Raw genomic sequence first — 18330 nt, forward strand, 5'->3', positions numbered from 1 at the left:
AAAAAATCGGCCGGATGGGGCGGTTTCGCCTTCTTCTGGCGACGGTCGGAACGATATCGGGTTTCACTGTTTATCATCGCTATTTTTCACTATCCGGCTTTTCTATTGCGTTCTTAAAAGGTGCCTCTGATGATTAAGTTTAGTGCAACGCTTCTGGCTACGCTGATCGCCGCCAGCGTGAATGCGGCCACCGTCGATCTCCGTATCATGGAAACTACTGATTTACATAGCAACATGATGGATTTCGATTATTACAAGGATACCGCAACCGAAAAATTCGGATTGGTACGTACCGCAAGTTTGATTCATGCCGCCCGAAATGAAGTCAAAAACAGCGTGCTGGTGGATAACGGCGACCTGATTCAGGGGAGCCCTCTGGGCGATTATATGGCGGCAAAAGGGCTCAAAGACGGTGATATTCACCCGGTCTATAAAGCGCTCAACACTCTGGATTACGCGGTTGGAAACCTCGGCAACCATGAGTTTAATTATGGTCTGGACTATCTGCATAACGCGCTGGCCGGCGCGAAATTCCCTTATGTTAACGCCAATATTATCGACGTTAAAACCCAAAAGCCGCTCTTTACGCCTTATCTGATTAAAGAGACGAGCGTTATTGATAAAGACGGCAACCCGCAAACTCTGAAAATCGGCTATATCGGCTTTGTTCCGCCGCAAATCATGATTTGGGATAAAGCGAATCTGAGCGGCAAAGTTACCGTCAATGACATTACGGAAACCGCCCGGAAATATGTGCCCGAAATGCGCGAGAAAGGCGCTGATATCGTGGTAGTCATTGCTCACTCAGGCCTTTCTGCCGATCCGTACCACAGCATGGCGGAAAACTCGGTTTATTACCTCAGCGAAGTTCCCGGCGTCGACGCGATTATGTTTGGCCACGCCCATGCCGTCTTCCCCGGTAAAGATTTTGCCGACATCAAAGGCGCGGATATCGCCAAAGGTACGCTTAACGGCATTCCTGCGGTAATGCCAGGCATGTGGGGCGACCATCTGGGAGTGGTCGATCTGGTGCTCAATAACGACAGCGGTAAATGGCAGGTTACGCAGGCGAAAGCGGAAGCGCGGCCTATTTACGACGCCGCCGCTAAAAAGTCGCTGGCAGCGGAAGACAGTAAGCTGGTCGGTATTCTGAAAGCCGATCACGATGCCACCCGCGAGTTTGTCAGCAAGCCCATCGGTAAATCCGCCGATAACATGTACAGTTATCTTGCTCTGGTGCAGGACGATCCTACCGTACAGGTGGTGAATAACGCGCAAAAAGCGTATGTGGAACACTTTATTCAGGGCGATCCGGATCTGGCGAAACTGCCGGTGCTGTCCGCCGCCGCGCCGTTTAAAGTTGGCGGGCGTAAGAACGATCCTGCCAGTTTTGTCGAAGTGGAAAAAGGCCAGTTGACCTTCCGTAACGCCGCCGATCTTTATCTCTATCCGAATACGCTGGTGGTGGTGAAAGCCAGCGGCAAGGAGGTAAAAGAGTGGCTGGAATGTTCTGCCGGACAGTTTAATCAAATTGATATTCACAGCAACAAACCGCAATCGTTGATCAATTGGGATGGCTTTCGCACCTATAATTTCGATGTCATTGACGGCGTGAATTATCAAATCGATGTGTCACAGCCCGCCCGCTATGATGGCGAATGCCAGATGGTGAATCCGCAGGCGGAACGTATTAAAAACCTGACCTTTAACGGTAAGCCTGTCGACCCGAACGCTACGTTCCTGGTCGCCACGAATAACTATCGCGCTTACGGCGGCAAGTTTGCCGGCACGGGCGACAGCCATATCGCCTTTGCGTCTCCGGATGAAAATCGCGCCGTGCTGGCGGCATGGATTGGCGCAGAATCAAAACGCGCGGGCGAAATCCATCCGGCGGCGGATAATAACTGGCGTCTGGCACCAATCCACAGCGATACGGCGCTGGATATCCGCTTTGAAACATCGCCAGGCGATAAAGCCGCTGCCTTCATTAAAGCGAAAGGGCAGTATCCGATGAAGAAGGTTGCCGTTGATGATATTGGTTTTGCCATTTATCAGGTAGATTTGAGCAAGTAACGTGAGTCCCGTATGGCGCTGCGTTTATTCGGCCTGACTGGCAGGCCGAATAAAGCGCTAGCCGCCATCTGATAAACGCTCCCGCTGCGCCAATACCTGGGGCAAATTCAGTTCTATCCAGTCCGCCAGTGCGGCGACTTTATCGCTCACCTGCTCGCCAAGCGGCGTCAGGCTGTACTCCACATGTGGCGGAACAACTGGATATGACACCCGGTTGAGAAATCCGTCCTGTTCAAGCGCCTGTAACGACTGCGCCAGCATCTTTTCACTCACGCCTCCCATCTTGCGGCGCAGGTCGCTAAAACGGTGTGTACCGTCGCGTAACGCGACCAGAATCAGTACGCCCCAGCGACTGGTGACATGTTTTAACACCTCACGGGACGGGCACTGTTCAGCAAAGAGATTGCCTTCACGCAACTGCCGGGAAAGAGTATGAGCGCGCATTGATACTTACCTTTTTGTACGTACTTACTAAAAGTAAGTTTAGGTGGTAGCGTAATAAAACACAAGACCAACACTGAGGAGTTCACCATGATTGCTATCACTGGCGCAACAGGCCAACTGGGCCAACACGTTATTGAAAACCTGCTAAAAACGACGCCCGCCAGTCACCTCATCGCGATCGTCCGTAACCCGAAAAAAGCCGCCCCGCTCAGTCAGCGCGGGATTGCCGTTCGCCAGGCGGATTACGCTAACGAAGCCGCGCTGACCACCGCCTTACAGGGCGTTGATAAACTGCTGCTCATTTCATCCAGCGAAGTGGGACAACGCACCGCGCAGCACCGCAACGTCATTCAGGCCGCCATTGCCGCGAAGGTGAAATTCATCGCCTATACCAGCCTGCTACATGCAGATAAATCGCCGCTGGCGCTCGCCGATGAACATATTGAAACGGAAAAAATGCTGGCTGAGTCAGGTATTCCTCACACGCTATTACGTAACGGCTGGTATACGGAAAACTACCTGGCGAGCGTCCCTGCCGCGCTGAAGCATGGCGTCTTTATTGGCGCAGCGGGAGAAGGGAGAATCGCCTCCGCAATGCGCGCTGACTATGCCGCCGCCGCCGCGCGCGTCATCCGTGAAGAGGGTCACGCCGGGAATGTCTACGAACTGGCGGGTGATGACGCCTGGACATTAAGCCAGTTGGCGGATGAACTTACTCATCAGAGCGGAAAAAAAATCGTCTACCAGAACCTGAGCGAAGTCGATTTTGCCGCCGCGCTGAAAGGCGCAGGCCTGCCTGACGGACTGGCGGATATGTTGGCCAATTCTGACGCTGGCGCGGCGAAAGGCGGCCTGTTTGATGACAGCCATACGCTGCGTAAACTCATCGGTCGCCCGACGACGACGCTCACAGAAAGCCTTCGCTCCGTACTGTAAGTGTTAAAATTTAGTTAATTTATGTGGCATCCTCATAGACCTTCTCTGATAATGACGGAACGGTTTATGAGGAGAATCTGATGATTAGCGGCGTGCTATACGCCCTGCTGGCAGGGCTAATGTGGGGATTGATTTTCGTTGGCCCGTTAATCGTACCGGATTACCCGGCCCTCTTACAGTCAATGGGACGCTATCTGGCGCTGGGGCTGATTGCCCTGCCAATTGCCTGGTTAGGCCGCACACGGTTACGCCAGTTGACGCGCAAAGACTGGTCCACCGCCCTGTCGCTGACTCTGATGGGCAATGTAATCTATTACGCCTGCCTCGCCAGCGCCATTCAGCGAACCGGCGCGCCGATTTCGACGATGATCATCGGGACATTGCCGGTCGTCATTCCGCTTTTCGCTAACGTTCTCTATAGCCAACGAGACGGCAGATTATCCTGGCGGCGTTTAGCGCCCGCGCTGGCGCTTATCGGTTTTGGCCTGCTGTGCGTCAATATTGCTGAACTTAGCCAGGGATTGTCCGATGTTAGCGGCTGGCGCTATGGTTCAGGCATTGTGCTGGCGCTGATTTCCGTAGCGTGCTGGGCATGGTATGCGCTGCGCAACGCCCGCTGGCTGCGGGAAAATCCCGACAAACATCCCATGATGTGGGCAACGGCGCAGGCGCTGGTTACGCTGCCGGTCTCGTTAATCGGCTATGCGGCGGTCTGTCTGTGGCTGAGTATCCAGAAACCGCTGTTTACCCTGCCCTTTGGCCCGCATCCCGCGCTGTTTATCGGTCTGATGATCGCCATCGCGGTGCTGTGTTCCTGGGTGGGCGCGCTGTGCTGGAATATCGCCAGCCAAAAATTGCCAACCGTTATTTTAGGGCCGCTGATTGTTTTTGAGACGTTGGCGGGACTGCTCTATACCTTCATTCTGCGCCAGGAAATCCCGCCATTCCTGACGTTAAGCGGCATTGCGCTCCTGGTGGCGGGCGTGGTCATTGCCGTGAGAGCGAAACCGGAAAAAGCGACCGTCGTTCCGGTCACGGAACGCTAATTTCATACTGGCTTAAATTATACGCACCCCGAAAGAGTTATAGCCTAGCCTTAAAGATGCATTTAAAATACAACTTATATTATGGCAAATGAGGTAACGGCTATGGCTTATCGCGATCAACCTTTAGGCGAACTGGCGCTCTCTATTCCCCGCGCATCGGCGCTGTTTCGCCAGTACGATATGGATTACTGCTGCGGCGGAAAACAGACGCTGGCGCGCGCCGCCGCGCGTCACGACGTCGATATTGACATCATAGAAGCGCAACTGGCGCAATTGGCTGAACAGCCCATCGAAAAAGACTGGCGCGCCGTTCCGCTGGCGGACATTATTGACCATATCGTTGTGCGCTATCATGACCGACACCGCGAACAACTGCCGGAGCTTATCCTGCAGGCAACCAAAGTGGAACGCGTCCACGCGGATAAGCCAAACGTCCCACGCGGCCTGACAAAATATCTCACCGCGCTGCATGAAGAGCTTTCCAGCCATATGATGAAAGAAGAACAGATCCTGTTCCCAATGATTAAACAGGGTATGGGTCGCCAGGCAACGGGCCCGATAAGCGTAATGGAAAGCGAGCATGACGAGGCGGGAGAGCTGGTAGACGTCATCAAACACGTCACCCAAAATGTAACGCCGCCGCCAGAAGCCTGCACCACCTGGAAAGCGATGTATAACGGCATTAATGAGATGATTGATGATCTGATGGAGCACATCAGTCTGGAGAATAACGTGCTGTTCCCACGCGCGCTGGCCGGGGAATAATCGCCAGCCGGGCATTTTGCCGGATGGCGGCTGTAAACGGCGCCTTATCCGGCCTCCAAATCAACGCTACGCTGTAAGCCCGGTAAGCGCCAGCGCCACCGGGCAAAACAATTAACGCATTCCCGCCATCCGTTTCTTACCTATCAACAGCCAGCCCAGACCCAACGCGATAAACCACAGCGGCGTCACGATCAGCGCCTGGCGCGTATCGTCTTCCAGCGTCAGTAATACCAGCACGAACGCAAAGAACGCCATGCAGACCCAGCACATCAGCTTACCGAGCGGCATCTTATAGATGGATTTTTCATGCAGGTGGGGACGCTTTTTGCGGTACACCAGGTATGAACACAGAATGATGGTCCAGACAAACATAAACAGGATGGCCGAAACCGTAGTGATCATGGTGAATGCGCCAATCACGCTCGGGTTGACCATCAGCATAACCACCCCACCCAGCAGGCAGATACAGGAGAAGGTCAGGCCTTTCGCCGGTACCGCGCGTTTCGATAGCTTAGCGAACGCTTTTGGCGCCACGCCTTCTTGCGCCAGGCCAAACAGCATACGGCTGGTCGAGAAGACGCCGCTGTTGGCGGAAGACGCCGCCGAGGTCAGCACGACAAAGTTGATCACGCTCGCGGCGGCAGGCAGACCCACCAGTACAAACAGCTCAACAAACGGGCTCTTATCCGGCACCACGGAACTCCACGGCGTCACCGACATAATGACAATCAGCGCAAAGACGTAGAACATGATGATACGGATCGGTATTGAGTTAATCGCGCGCGGCAGCGATTTTTCCGGATCTTTAGTTTCAGCGGCGGTAGTACCGACCAGCTCAATGCCCACGAAGGCGAACACCGCAATCTGGAAACCGGCAAAGAACCCGCTAATACCTTTCGGGAACCAGCCGCCGTCATTCCACAGATGCGCGAAAGACGCTTCAACGCCGGTCGGCGATTTAAAGTGCATCGCAATCATGACCAGCCCGACCACAATCAACGCCACGATGGCGACGATTTTGACCATAGCAAACCAAAATTCCATTTCACCAAACATTTTAACGGTGGCGAGGTTGAGGCTTAGCAGCAGGATCACTACCGCCAGCGAGGCGACCCAATCGGAAAGGCCGGGAAACCAGAACTGCGCGTAGGCGGTAATCGCCACCACGTCAGCCATACCGGTCACTACCCAGCAAAACCAGTACGTCCAGCCGGTGAAATATCCCGCCCAGGGGCCAAGCAGGTCGGAAGCAAAATCGCTAAACGATTTATATTCCAGATTCGAGAGCAGCAATTCCCCCATGGCGCGCATCACGAAAAAAAGCATAAAACCGATGATCATATACACAAAAATGATCGACGGTCCGGCGAGACTGATCGTTTTACCCGATCCCATAAACAGACCGGTACCAATAGCGCCGCCAATAGCGATAAGCTGTATATGACGGTTTGTAAGATTGCGCCGTAGCGACTGTTCAGCCGGAGCCTGTTCGTCGGCTGCGACTTTTACCTGATCTACCATGTTTTTCTTCCTGTACCTGTCTGTGTTGTGCGGGCTCTACGGCCTTTGGTCTATGATACGACGATCCTGTTATCAGGACTCATCGATATTAGGTAAGAATCGGCGGGATGAATACTAAGATTCAAATACAATGTTAATTTTATGTTTAAAATGAGTGTTATATCACTTTGATAATGCGAATTAGCTCACAAAAATACACGTAACGACGCCATTTGCAAAATAAAATATTGGCATCTGCTGAAGTCAGGGTTGCCGGATAAGGCGTTTACGCCATCATCCGGCAAACCCGGGGCGCTTAGAGAATTTCCAGCAGTTCCACTTCAAACACCAGGGTGCTGAATGGCGGAATAGATGCCCCGGCCCCACGCTCGCCATAGGCCAGCTCCTGTGGGATAGTCAGTTCCCATTTGGAACCTACCGGCATCAGAGTCAGCGCTTCAATCCAGCCGGCGATCACGCCATTTACCGGGAATTCAGCCGGTTCGCCGCGCGCGACGGAGCTGTCAAATACGGTGCCATCAATAAGCTTACCGGTGTAATGCACGCGTACGCGGTCGGTACGCGCCGGAATCGCGCCTTCGCCCTGCGTCAGAACGCGGAACTGTAAACCAGATTCAGTACTGTTCACACCGTCTTTTTCGCGGTTTTCTTCCAGGTATTTCACGCCTTCGGCCGCCATCGCTTTGAAACGCTCACGACGCACCGCGTCCGCACGCTCATGAATTTCACGCAGCGCGCGATGCACCACATCAACAGGAACCGCTGGGTGTTTACCTTCCAGCGCATCAGCAATGCCTGCAACCAGCGCTTCAGGCAACAGCCCTTCAAGACCGGATTCGCTGAGCTGCTGCCCTACCTGCAAACCAATGCCGTAGCTCGCTTGCGCTTCAATAGTGTCAAAAGTCGGGGTGGCCATTATTTTTCCTTCATCGGATATCAAAAAAGTAGCGGGCAGCATAACAGCCACGCTTCTTCTGGTAAAACTTTGTCTCAGGGAGGATGACAAATCGCAGGGAAAAAGAAACAATAGATTATCCGTATTGATGTCACGAAAGCGGATAGCACTACCAGTATCATAGCGTTAGCCATCTATACTCTATGATTAAGGAACGAGATGCGGAGCAGGAGGTAAACCATGCCCGGGCGCTTTGAATTAAAACCAACCCTGGCGAAAATCTGGCACGCGCCGGATAATTTTCGCATCATGGAACCGCTGCCGCCTATGCATCGTCGTGGCATTATCATTGCCGCTATCGTGCTGGTGATTGGTTTCCTGCTGCCCGCCAGCGAGACCAGCGACTCGCCTGTCGTCACGCGGGAAGCGCAATTGGATCTGCAATCGCAATCACAGCCGCCGACGGAGGCCCAGCTTCAGGCGCAACTGGTCGCGCCGCAAAACGATCCGGATCAGGTGGCGCCCGTTGCGCCGGAACCTATCCAGGAAGGCCAGCCGGAAGAACAAAACCAGCCGCAGACGCAGCCTTTCCAGCAGGATAGCGGCATCGGTCAACAGTGGCGCTCGTACCGGGTAGAGCCTGGTAAAACTCTGGCGCAACTGTTCCGTGACCACGGACTGCCCCCAACAGACGTTTATGCAATGGCGCAGGTAGAAGGCGCTGGCAAGCCGCTGAGTAATCTCAAAAATGGTCAAATGATTAAAATTCGCCAGAATGCCAGCGGGGTGGTGACAGGTTTAACGATAGATGGCGATAACGGCCAACAGGTGCTGTTTACGCGTCAGCCTGACGGCAGTTTTATTCGCGCACAGTAACGCCGGCTACGCCTTACCCCGCCTATACCCTATTCGTTCAGGTGAAGCATTACCGCTTCACCTTATTCACCCACCAAATCCCCGAACACACCAGCACCAGCGCAATCATGTATTTCCACTCCAATATATTCTCGCCGAGAAAAATAGCCGAAAGAGCCGCGCCAGAAACCGGGATCAGAAAGTTAAACGGCGCAATCATCCCCACGCGGTTATATTTGAGTAAAATGCTCCATAGCGCAAAAGCGACCGACGAGAGTAACGTCAGGTAGACTAAAATCGCCACCGACGAGAAGCCATGTATCGTTAGCGTACCGCCAAAAACGTAACCGCCAATGACCAGTACCAGACCGCCAATCCCCAATTGATAGCCAGTCATGACCATCGGATCGACCGTCTGCGAGAGACGTTTGCCATACAACGTGGCCGCAGAAAGAATAAACGCCGCCAGCACCACGGAGCCTTCTCCCGGCAGATTAAAGCTGAAATCCAGGCCGTTGCTGACGTTCACCACCATGACGCCCGCAAAGCCCAGAATACAGCCGAGCGTTTTGTTGTAGCTCAATCGGTCGTTCTGATAAATAAAGTGCGCCAGCAATACGCTGAAGAATGTGCCTGTCGCGTTCATGATTGAGCCTTTCACGCCGGAGGTAAACGCAAGGCCGATATAGAAAAAGAGATATTGCAGCGACGTCTGAGTCAGCCCCAGTAATGTCAACTGAGCAAACTGGCGCGGACGAAACCGACCAATCGGTTTACACTGAAGCAGCGCGAACAGTAGCAGCAACCCACCCGCAAACAAAAAACGATAACCAGCAAAAACAATTTTAGAAGGGATATCGTCGGTGGCTATCTGAAAGAGGTCATAACCGCTTTTGATGGCTGGATAAGCGCTGCCCCATAGCAGGCAACAAAATGCGGCACACACATAAACGACGTTTTTGCGGGCAAACGGGGAGGCCTGGCGTTGGGTATCCATTCTTTCACCAAGAAATTAAAATAATGTTTTATTTTTGATTATCGCGAAAAGAGGGGGAGATAGCCAGTCGAAAAGCGATGGGGTTAAAAAAGCAAAACGTCGGCGCTGGGCCGACGTTTCGTTGCTAGCAAAAACGAGAATGCCTGATTACTCAGCAACCACGTTGATGATAACTTTTGCGAATACTTCGCTGTGAACCTGGAAGTTCACTTCGTGTTCGCCAGTGGTACGCAGAACGCCGTTCGGCAGACGAACTTCGCTCTTAGCCACGTCAACGCCAGCTGCAGTCACAGCGTCAGCGATGTCGCGAGTACCGATGGAACCGAACAGTTTACCTTCGTCGCCTGCTTTAGACGCGATAGTAACGGTTTCCAGGGCGTTGATTTTCTCTGCGCGTGCATTTGCAGCAGCCAGAACGTCAGCCAGTTTAGCTTCCAGTTCAGCGCGACGTGCTTCGAAGTATTCAACGTTTTTCTTGGTAGCCGGAACAGCTTTACCCTGTGGTACCAGGAAGTTACGAGCATAGCCCGCTTTAACGTTAACCTGATCACCCAGGCTACCCAGGTTTGCTACTTTATCAAGCAGAATAACTTGCATTACCTTATCCTCTCAAAGTCGTATTAATGGACCGTGACCGATTACTGATGGCGATCAGTGTACGGCAGCAGAGACAGGTAGCGAGCGCGTTTGATAGCGCGAGCCAGCTGACGCTGGTATTTTGCACGGGTACCGGTGATACGGCTTGGGACAATCTTACCGCTTTCGGTGATGTAGTTTTTCAGCGTAGCGATATCTTTATAGTCGATCTCTTGAACGCCTTCCGCGGTGAAACGGCAGAACTTGCGACGACGGAAATAACGTGCCATATGGCTAGTCTCCAGAATCTATCAATTCAATCTGCTCGGCATGCAGAACCATTTTGCTCAGACCGTTCTTTGCCTTGTGGCAAGAGATAAACCCCTGAACGGTTATGCGGCTGCCGACCGTTATACTGTGAGTAATGGCCTGGTTTTCGTGTCCGCTAACAATAACGGGCATTTGGCACCACGCCTGCCGGTGAAAGCCGGCTTCCTCTTGCACAGAACGATGCTCAAGCACGAACTGGCAATGCGGAATTCCTGATGGACTGACCTTTCGAAGGGGGGCCCTGCACACAGTGCCGGACAACGCCAGACGGTTGGTCATCAGAAATTACTCTTCAGAATCCCCAGCTTCAGCATCATCTGCGGTTTCGTTAGCGAAATCATCGCGACGCTCACGGCGCTCGTCTTTCGCTTTAACCATCGGAGAAGCTTCGGTAACAGCGTGCTTAGTACGCATAACCATGCTGCGGATAACGGCATCGTTGAAGCGGAAGGTAGTTTCCAGCTCATCGATCACTTCCTGCGGCGCTTCAACGTTCATCAGAACATAGTGCGCTTTGTGCAGTTTGTTGATCGGGTAAGCCAGCTGACGGCGGCCCCAGTCTTCCAGACGGTGGATCTTGCCTTCTGCGCCAGTGATGGCGGCAGAGTAACGCTCGATCATACCCGGAACCTGTTCGCTCTGGTCAGGATGGACCATAAAAACGATTTCGTAATGACGCATCGAATTGCTCCTTACGGATTATTCAGCCTCCTGTCTGGGTCAGCCGCGGCCCATGGAGGCAAGGAACGTGTTAAAGGTCGGCTGAAAAATGACGCGTTATAATACTGACACGCCCGGCGAAACTCAAGGCAATAGTTCGATTATTTATGTGCCTGCCGATCAGTTCTGAAATGTAAAAGATTAAGGCTGAGATACCGACCTGTTAACCACCATAACAGCTAGCGAGTTGACGATTTATCAGGCAGAAGCGGGAAATGCGGTAATTTTTTGAACAACAGCATCAGAAATGGTCGCTATCGCTCCTGCTGGTAGCGATTAAAATAACATCAGAGGTTCACAAAAAAGGAGGCAGGGCCAGGTCAGCAACCGCCGCCGAGGAGGTCACTATGTTCTTCCGTATTTTCCCCCTTCTGGCTGGATTTTTGCTCAGCGTAAATACAATGGCAGCCATTGAAATTGATAATCGTCAGGCCAGAAATATGGACGATATACAGAGCTTAGGCGTGATTTACATAAACCATAATTTCGCGACTGAAAGCGAGGCCCGCCAGGCGCTGAAAGAAGAAACTGATGCGCGAGGCGCAATGTACTACCACCCGATTTTTTTACGGGAGCCCGGTAGTAACGGCAACATGCATGCCAGCGCGGAGATTTATCGCTAGTATCAGGAAAATGCCATAGTTTTGCCCCCTGGTCAGGGGGCATTTTTTTCGCTTATCGGGTTGTTAATGGCACTTCGGCATCCGGCTCATGCGTTATGCGGTTTCGCAGATCGCGGCGCATTAATTCAATCACCCAAAACCAAAATACATGTCCCAGAATTTCAGAAGCGTACTCGTCAAAAGGAAGTCGTGTAAGCGGAGGCGTTAAGTTCAGCGCCGGGCAGAATATGCCATGCACGACAACCGTAACAATCAGCCCCGCCAGTATCCCCTGCCATAATTTAACTTTCGGGAAAATTTCCGCGACGACGCAGTAACCTATTGCGAATACCAGCGAAAAGATAATGTGAGTTACCATCACAGGGTTAATAACATGCTCAGAAAAGGTATAAACCGTTTGTGTTGGGTCAATGCCTAAATAATCCCGCAAAAAAATATACGGTGGATTAAACTCATCGCGCCCGCCGGAAAACGTTCGCGGCGGTAAAGGAACTTCCGCGCCCCATTTTACAAATGCTGAAATAATACCCGCTGCAAAACCAATTAACGCAGCTACTCCATACCGACGCCGCTGTGGGTCAGTTTTAACAAACAATCCGTTGATAGACACAATAGTATGATTCTATAGAGTGTTATGAAAGAAGCTCCGGAATCTGACCAATTACATCCCTGAGGGATAGGATCCCGGAGCGTTGTTTTACTTCTGCCCGTAATACGCATTCGGGCCATGCTTACGCATGAAGTGTTTATTCATCAGATAATCGTCGATGGGGTTGAGGCCAGGGTTAATACCGCGCGCAATCCACGCCATTCGCGCCACTTCCTCCATGACCACCGCGTTATGTACCGCATCGTGCGCATCTTTCCCCCAGGCGAACGGCCCGTGTTGATACACGACAATGCCTGGCGTATGCAGCGGTTCCACCTCGCCCAGCGTTTCGATGATCACCTTACCGGTGTTCAGCTCGTACTCGCCCTGCACTTCTTCTTCGCTTAACGCCCTGGTACAAGGAATATCGCCAAAGAAATAGTCCGCGTGCGTGGTGCCGAGCGCTGGAATAGCCATCCCCGCCTGCGCCCATGCCGTGGCGTGGGTGGAATGGGTATGAACGACGCCGCCAAGCGACGGATAGCGTTGATACAGCGCCAGATGGGTAGCGGTATCGGAAGAAGGACGATAACGTCCCTCCACCACTTTGCCATCCATATCCACCACCACCATGTCATCTACCTTCATGGTTTCATAGGCGACACCGCTTGGCTTAATCACCACCAGCCCGCGTTCGCGATCGATAGCGCTGACGTTGCCCCAGGTAAACGTCACCAGTCCATAACGGGGCAAATCCATGTTAGCGTCAAATACCTGCTGCTTGAGCTTTTGCATTAGGCTGCCTCCACCAGACCGGCGCTGGCCATGCGCGCTTTCACCCAGTCACGCGCTTTCGCTACCTCTGCCGCCGGGTTCTCTGCTGTTTCACTCCACATCTCAATCAGATAGGGCCCGCAATAGCCACTCTGTTTGAGCGTTTCGAAGCAGCGTTCGAAATCGACAACGCCTTCGCCAAACGGCACATTTTTGAACACGCCGGGTTTAGTATCTTTGACGTGTACCGCGACGATATGCCCGATTCCCGCCTGTAGCTCCATCTGTACGTCGTTATCCCAGGCAGACAGATTGCCGATATCCGGATAGAGCTGGAACCACGGGTTATTGAGGTAGTGAGCATAGCCCAGCGCTTTACTGATGGAATTCATCAATGGATAATCCATGATCTCCATCGCCAGCGTCACCTGGGCGCGGCTGGCCATATCAACGCTCTCTTTTAACCCATCGCGGAAGCGGCAACGCGTTTCGTCATTGGCCTGCTGATAGTAAACGTCGTACCCCGCCAGTTGAATGACGCGAATCCCGACGTCCTGCGCAAACTGAATCGCTTTACGCATAATCTCCAGCCCCTGCGCCCGTACCGCGTCATCTTCGCTACCGAGCGGAAAACGACGATGCGCGCTCAGACACATGGACGGCACGCGCACGCCGGTTTCAGCAATCGCGCTCACCAGCGCCAGGCGCTGCTCGCGACTCCAGTCGAGCCGCGCCAGTCGGGCGTCGGTCTCGTCCACCGACATTTCAACGAAGTCAAAACCCAGCGTTTTCGCCAGCCGCAGGCGCTCCAGCCAGCACTCCCCGGCAGGGAGCGCTTTTTCATAGATGCCGAGCGGAATTTGTTTCGACAGCATAGCCGCTCCTTAGCCCCACAGTTGGGCAATGGAGCGTTTGAACTGCCGTGCGGCTTCTACCGGCGATTCGGCATCGCGAATGCTACGCCCCGCGATAAAGACATGGATCGGAATGCCTTGGAACAGCGGCAGGTCTTCCAGCGCCAGTCCGCCGGTCACGGTCACTTTAAAGCCCATATCGGAGAGTCGCTTAATCGCGGTAATATCCGCCTCGCCCCACGCCACGCCTGCGGCCTGCGCATCGCGGCTGCGGTGATAAACCACTTGCTGAATGCCCGCATCGCGCCACTGCTGCGCCTGTTCCCAGGTCCAGTAACCGGTCAGTTCGATCTGCACGTCGCCGTTGAACTCTTTCGCCACATCCAGCGCGCCTTTCGCGGTGTTGATGTCGGCGCAGCAAATGACCGTCACCCAGTCCGCGTTGGCTTCGAAACACATACGGGAGAGGATTTTACCGGCATCGGCAATTTTGGCGTCCGCCAGCACGATTTTGTGCGGGTAAAGCGCTTTCAGATCGCGAACCGCACGCACGCCTTCGCCCACGCACAGAATGGTGCCCACTTCGATAATGTCGACTTCTTCGGCAATCAGGCGAGTGGTTTCATAGGCGCTATCCATAGTCTGGTTGTCCAGCGCGACCTGCAACATTGGTAATGACATTTTCAATTCCTTCTTAAGCTGCCGCGTTGGTGCGGTCAATGAGATCCAGGACTTCCTGCGCGGTGCGGCAGGCGCGTAAACGGTCAAAATTAGCTTCGTCTTCAAACAGGTTGACGATCTGCATGATGCCCACTTCCTGGTGGGTATTGGCGTCTACCGCCGCCATGGTGATCAGAATATCGACCGGGTCGTTATCTTCGTGGTTGAACTCCAGCGGCTTTTTCAGGGTCACCAGAGAAAAACCGGTTTTCTTCACCCCTTCTTCCGGGCGGCCATGCGGCATCGCCAGGCCGGGGGCAATCACAAAATAGGGGCCAAACTGCTCAACGCCATCGAGAATGGCCTGGTAATAGCGCGGCTCCACCACGTCGGCAGCCACCAGTAAATCGACGCCGATCTTGACGGCTTCCTGCCAGGTATTCGCTTCAGCCTGCAGGCGGATAGAATTATTCTCCGCCAGTGAATCACGTAATTTCATGTTGCATCCTTACTTCACATCTTGCGGGAAATGTTCTTTGATCACTTCCAGCAGTTTCGGGCCGAAGTCAGCTGGAGAGAGCATGTTGCGCACGCCAACCACATATTTGTTGCCGGTCACGCTGATTTCGCCTGCAATATGGGTAGAAGCGATGATGATATCCGCGCCGCTCAACTCGCTTTTGTACTCGCCAACCGCGCAGCTGTTTACCGTGTGGTCAATGTTTGATTGGGTTAAAAACTGGTCCACTTTCATTTTCATGATCATGGAACTGCCTTGTCCGTTGCCACACACAGCCAGAATACGTACGGTCATAATCAAAACTCCTTATTAAGCAGACTGTTCTGCCAGTTGTTTTTCTGCATCTTCTTCTGCGCGCAGTGCGCGGCCAGCGAAGAACATATAAGCCAGTGCAATTACAATGATGACGGCCATAAAGGCGATACCGAGGGAGAAGAAGCCCTGCATCATCGGCGGTGCCAGAATCGACCAGTCCGCCATGCCCATCCAGGCACTCATACCGGTGAGTTTCACCGCCCAGACGCAACCAAAGATTTCGATCATCCCCATCACCAGACAAATCTTCAGCGCCGCACGCCAGCCGCCGAAGTGGTTAGCGAACACGCCGATAGTGGCGTTAGAGAAGAACATCGGGATAAAGCCAGGAATAATCAGGATCGAGGAGCCGCAGGCAACCAGGATGCCAACCGCAATCAGCTGGCCGATGGTGCCCCACATAAAGCCCCAGACCACCGCGTTAGGCGCGAAGCTATAAATAGCCGCACAGTCAATCGCCAGTACTGCGCCCGGAATCAGACGCTGGGAGATACCGTTAAAGGCCTCAGAGAGCTCGGCGACAAACATACGCACGCCCTGAGTAATAATGAAAATCGCCACCGCAAAGGAGAAACCGGTTTGCAGGATGTAGACCGTCCAGTGCACTTTGCCCGCCATCGCCTGCACGGTGTCGATACCGAAGGAGAGCAGAATGGCACCAAAGAAGATGGTCATTACAATCGCCGTGGAGACGATGTTGTCGTGGAAAATGTTCAGCCAGCCCGGCAGTTTGAGATCTTCAACGCTCTCCTCTTTTTTGCCCAGGAACGGCGCGACTTTATAGGCAATCCAGGAAGCAAACTGCTGCTGGTGACCGATGGAGAAACCGCAGCCGTCCGTCACTTCCTGAGTCGGCTTGTACATCATGTTGGAGGTAATACCCCAGTACAGGGAAACCAGTATCGCCGTGCAGATAATGGTGGTCCACATGGAATAGCCGAAGATATAGAAAGAGACCGCAATCAGCCCCGCCTGCTGGAACATGATGTGCCCGGTCAACATGATGGTGCGAATACCGGTAATGCGTCGCAACAAGACGTAACAAATATTCAGCGCCAGCGCGAGCAACACCGCGTAGCCTACCCAACTATACGCATCACCCATCCGCTCGATCGTTGCCATCATCGAAGCATAGGTATCGGAAATCGCGCCGTTGATGCCGTAAACCTCAGACATTTTCGCCACCACCGGTTTAAAGGTGCTGGTCAGAATGCCGGACCCGGCCTGTAGCAGCATGAAGCCAATGATGGTTTTGATCGTCCCTTTGATGATCACGCTGACGCTTTTACGCAGCAGGATATAGCCCAGGCAGGTCACAATACCCAGTAATAGCGGGGCATTGGTCATTACCTGATTAAAAAAAATGGTAAAGATGTTGTAGAGGATCTCCATAACGATCTCCGGTAGACAAGGTTGCTGAGTCGCAGGCGCTCAGAATAATGTCCCTCCACTGTAATTTTCAAAAGTAATCACAACAAGATTGAATTTGATTAAATGTGACGTAGCGCGCAAATAATTAGCACACTTAATACATGGTTTACTTATAAATAACTCATTTCTTCATTAAAATAAGTAAAATCATAAAGATGAATACATCCTCATGACGCCAGAAAAGATTAAGTTTTCTTCTGGCTGCGTTCTCCCCTACCCAAAAGTCAAAAAATAGCCCATTGCCTTCTTGAGAAAATAGTGTCAGGATTAATCAAAACAAATCACGTTTTGAACTATTTTGAACAAACATGAAGGTAAATGCGATGAGTAAAGTACAAAGCATCACGCGTGAATCATGGATTCTGAGCACGTTTCCGGAGTGGGGAAGCTGGCTGAACGAAGAGATTGAGCAAGAGCAGGTCGCGCCGGGTACGTTCGCTATGTGGTGGCTGGGCTGTACCGGTATCTGGCTAAAATCTGAAGGCGGCACTAACGTATGCGTCGATTTCTGGTGCGGTACCGGTAAACAGAGCCACGGTAACCCGTTGATGAAAACCGGCCATCAGATGCAGCGTATGGCTGGCGTCAAAAAATTACAGCCTAACCTGCGCACCACGCCGTTTGTTCTCGATCCTTTCGCTATCCGTCAAATTGACGCCGTACTGGCGACCCACGACCATAACGATCACATTGACGTCAATGTCGCGGCTGCCGTAATGCAGAATTGCGCCGATGATGTTCCGTTTATCGGCCCGCAGACCTGCGTGGATTTATGGGTTGGCTGGGGCGTGCCGAAAGAACGCTGCATCGTGGTAAAACCGGGCGATGTCGTGAAAGTGAAAGATATTGAAATTCATGCGCTTGATGCCTTTGACCGCACCGCATTAATCACCCTGCCCGCCGATCAGAAAGCCGCTGGCGTACTGCCGGACGGCATGGATGTACGCGCGGTTAACTATCTGTTTAAAACGCCGGGCGGCAATCTCTATCACAGCGGCGATTCTCACTATTCCAACTACTATGCGAAACACGGCAACGAACATCAAATTGATGTCGCGCTCGGTTCTTACGGTGAAAACCCGCGCGGTATTACGGACAAAATGACCAGCGCGGATATTTTACGCATGGCGGAATCGCTGAATACCAAAGTGGTGATCCCGTTCCATCACGATATCTGGTCGAACTTCCAGGCCGATCCGCAAGAGATCCGCGTGCTATGGGAAATGAAGAAAGATCGCCTGAAGTATGGTTTTAAACCGTTTATCTGGCAGGTTGGCGGCAAGTTTACCTGGCCGCTGGATAAAGACAATTTCGAATACCACTATCCGCGTGGGTTTGACGATTGCTTTACCATTGAACCCGATCTACCGTTCAAATCCTTCCTGTGAGTCGATATCATGCCGGGA

At 52.7% G+C, this 18330-nt stretch carries 22 protein-coding genes; 7 read left to right on the forward strand and 15 right to left on the reverse strand.

Going from position 1 to position 18330, the window contains the following annotated elements:
* Positions 1 to 129 precede the first annotated feature (129 nt).
* Positions 130 to 2073: a bifunctional 2',3'-cyclic-nucleotide 2'-phosphodiesterase/3'-nucleotidase gene (locus tag NAZ64_RS14170; protein WP_000589377.1), complete on the forward strand. Its 1944-nt coding sequence runs from the start codon at positions 130 to 132 to the stop codon at positions 2071 to 2073.
* Positions 2074 to 2130: 57 nt separating this feature from the next.
* Here the strand turns inward: NAZ64_RS14170 and NAZ64_RS14175 are convergent, their stop codons facing one another.
* Positions 2131 to 2517 carry a winged helix-turn-helix transcriptional regulator gene (locus tag NAZ64_RS14175; RefSeq protein WP_001201297.1) on the reverse strand — a complete coding sequence of 129 codons (387 nt, stop codon included), beginning with the start codon at positions 2515 to 2517 and terminating at the stop codon, positions 2131 to 2133.
* 87 nt (positions 2518 to 2604) lie between these two features.
* On the opposite strand from NAZ64_RS14175, the gene NAZ64_RS14180 reads away from it, so the two are divergent.
* From NAZ64_RS14180 to ytfE, 3 genes are all read left to right on the forward strand, one after another.
* Positions 2605 to 3453 (forward strand): SDR family oxidoreductase, encoded by an 849-nt coding sequence (locus tag NAZ64_RS14180; protein ID WP_220569459.1) that lies wholly within the window; start codon positions 2605 to 2607, stop codon positions 3451 to 3453.
* Positions 3454 to 3533: 80 nt separating this feature from the next.
* Complete coding sequence (locus tag NAZ64_RS14185) at positions 3534 to 4499, forward strand: DMT family transporter (RefSeq protein WP_220569460.1); 966 nt, start codon at positions 3534 to 3536, stop codon at positions 4497 to 4499.
* Positions 4500 to 4601: 102 nt separating this feature from the next.
* Positions 4602 to 5264: an iron-sulfur cluster repair protein YtfE gene (gene ytfE, locus NAZ64_RS14190; RefSeq protein ID WP_000331471.1), complete on the forward strand. Its 663-nt coding sequence runs from the start codon at positions 4602 to 4604 to the stop codon at positions 5262 to 5264.
* Between the two features lie 111 nt (positions 5265 to 5375).
* Here the strand turns inward: ytfE and cycA are convergent, their stop codons facing one another.
* Together cycA and bamJ are read right to left on the reverse strand one after the other, a co-directional pair.
* Positions 5376 to 6785 (reverse strand): D-serine/D-alanine/glycine transporter, encoded by a 1410-nt coding sequence (gene cycA / locus NAZ64_RS14195; RefSeq protein ID WP_000228322.1) that lies wholly within the window; start codon positions 6783 to 6785, stop codon positions 5376 to 5378.
* A 295-nt stretch (positions 6786 to 7080) separates the two neighbouring features.
* The gene (bamJ, locus tag NAZ64_RS14200; RefSeq protein ID WP_000235161.1) at positions 7081 to 7701 is read right to left on the reverse strand and encodes a BamJ family beta-barrel-assembly machinery protein; all 621 of its coding nucleotides are present in this window, start codon (positions 7699 to 7701) and stop codon (positions 7081 to 7083) included.
* Between the two features lie 219 nt (positions 7702 to 7920).
* Here bamJ and NAZ64_RS14205 point away from each other — a divergent pair, with 219 nt between their 5' ends.
* On the forward strand, positions 7921 to 8556 hold the full coding sequence (locus NAZ64_RS14205; protein ID WP_001119446.1) for an OapA family protein: 636 nt from the start codon (positions 7921 to 7923) through the stop codon (positions 8554 to 8556).
* Positions 8557 to 8605: 49 nt separating this feature from the next.
* Here the strand turns inward: NAZ64_RS14205 and NAZ64_RS14210 are convergent, their stop codons facing one another.
* From NAZ64_RS14210 to rpsF, 5 genes are all read right to left on the reverse strand, one after another.
* Positions 8606 to 9532: a DMT family transporter gene (locus NAZ64_RS14210; protein ID WP_134945104.1), complete on the reverse strand. Its 927-nt coding sequence runs from the start codon at positions 9530 to 9532 to the stop codon at positions 8606 to 8608.
* A 147-nt stretch (positions 9533 to 9679) separates the two neighbouring features.
* A complete protein-coding gene (rplI, locus tag NAZ64_RS14215) occupies positions 9680 to 10129 on the reverse strand; it encodes a 50S ribosomal protein L9 (protein ID WP_001196065.1) in 450 nt (149 codons plus the stop codon).
* A gap of 41 nt (positions 10130 to 10170) precedes the next feature.
* Entirely contained in the window at positions 10171 to 10398 is a 228-nt protein-coding gene (gene rpsR / locus NAZ64_RS14220; protein WP_000135199.1) for a 30S ribosomal protein S18, read from the reverse strand.
* 4 nt (positions 10399 to 10402) lie between these two features.
* A complete protein-coding gene (gene priB, locus NAZ64_RS14225; RefSeq protein WP_001519453.1) occupies positions 10403 to 10717 on the reverse strand; it encodes a primosomal replication protein N in 315 nt (104 codons plus the stop codon).
* Positions 10718 to 10723: 6 nt separating this feature from the next.
* A complete protein-coding gene (rpsF, locus tag NAZ64_RS14230; protein WP_001216673.1) occupies positions 10724 to 11119 on the reverse strand; it encodes a 30S ribosomal protein S6 in 396 nt (131 codons plus the stop codon).
* 386 nt (positions 11120 to 11505) lie between these two features.
* Here rpsF and yjfY point away from each other — a divergent pair, with 386 nt between their 5' ends.
* Positions 11506 to 11781 (forward strand): DUF1471 family protein YjfY, encoded by a 276-nt coding sequence (yjfY, locus tag NAZ64_RS14235; RefSeq protein ID WP_001627599.1) that lies wholly within the window; start codon positions 11506 to 11508, stop codon positions 11779 to 11781.
* Positions 11782 to 11833: 52 nt separating this feature from the next.
* On the opposite strand, the gene NAZ64_RS14240 is transcribed toward yjfY, so the two are convergent.
* From NAZ64_RS14240 to ulaA, 7 genes are all read right to left on the reverse strand, one after another.
* Positions 11834 to 12391, reverse strand: coding sequence for a YagU family protein (locus NAZ64_RS14240; RefSeq protein ID WP_220569461.1), 558 nt, complete (start codon positions 12389 to 12391; stop codon positions 11834 to 11836).
* 87 nt (positions 12392 to 12478) lie between these two features.
* Positions 12479 to 13165 (reverse strand): L-ribulose-5-phosphate 4-epimerase, encoded by a 687-nt coding sequence (locus NAZ64_RS14245; protein ID WP_001170772.1) that lies wholly within the window; start codon positions 13163 to 13165, stop codon positions 12479 to 12481.
* On the reverse strand, positions 13165 to 14019 hold the full coding sequence (gene ulaE / locus NAZ64_RS14250) for an L-ribulose-5-phosphate 3-epimerase UlaE (protein ID WP_220569462.1): 855 nt from the start codon (positions 14017 to 14019) through the stop codon (positions 13165 to 13167). Before ulaE ends, NAZ64_RS14245 begins: the two co-directional genes overlap by 1 nt.
* Before the next feature lie 9 nt (positions 14020 to 14028).
* The gene (gene ulaD, locus NAZ64_RS14255) at positions 14029 to 14679 is read right to left on the reverse strand and encodes a 3-keto-L-gulonate-6-phosphate decarboxylase UlaD (RefSeq protein WP_220569463.1); all 651 of its coding nucleotides are present in this window, start codon (positions 14677 to 14679) and stop codon (positions 14029 to 14031) included.
* A 13-nt stretch (positions 14680 to 14692) separates the two neighbouring features.
* Positions 14693 to 15157, reverse strand: a complete 465-nt coding sequence (gene ulaC, locus NAZ64_RS14260; protein ID WP_000776531.1) for a PTS ascorbate transporter subunit IIA — start codon at positions 15155 to 15157, stop codon at positions 14693 to 14695.
* Positions 15158 to 15166: 9 nt separating this feature from the next.
* Positions 15167 to 15472 (reverse strand): PTS ascorbate transporter subunit IIB, encoded by a 306-nt coding sequence (gene ulaB, locus NAZ64_RS14265; protein WP_000218358.1) that lies wholly within the window; start codon positions 15470 to 15472, stop codon positions 15167 to 15169.
* Positions 15473 to 15487: 15 nt separating this feature from the next.
* Positions 15488 to 16885, reverse strand: a complete 1398-nt coding sequence (ulaA, locus tag NAZ64_RS14270; protein WP_000404876.1) for a PTS ascorbate transporter subunit IIC — start codon at positions 16883 to 16885, stop codon at positions 15488 to 15490.
* Positions 16886 to 17247: 362 nt separating this feature from the next.
* On the opposite strand from ulaA, the gene ulaG reads away from it, so the two are divergent.
* Positions 17248 to 18312 carry an L-ascorbate 6-phosphate lactonase gene (gene ulaG / locus NAZ64_RS14275; protein WP_000049161.1) on the forward strand — a complete coding sequence of 355 codons (1065 nt, stop codon included), beginning with the start codon at positions 17248 to 17250 and terminating at the stop codon, positions 18310 to 18312.
* Positions 18313 to 18330: the final 18 nt, after the last annotated feature.

This window comes from Salmonella sp. A1325 (assembly GCF_056991255.1).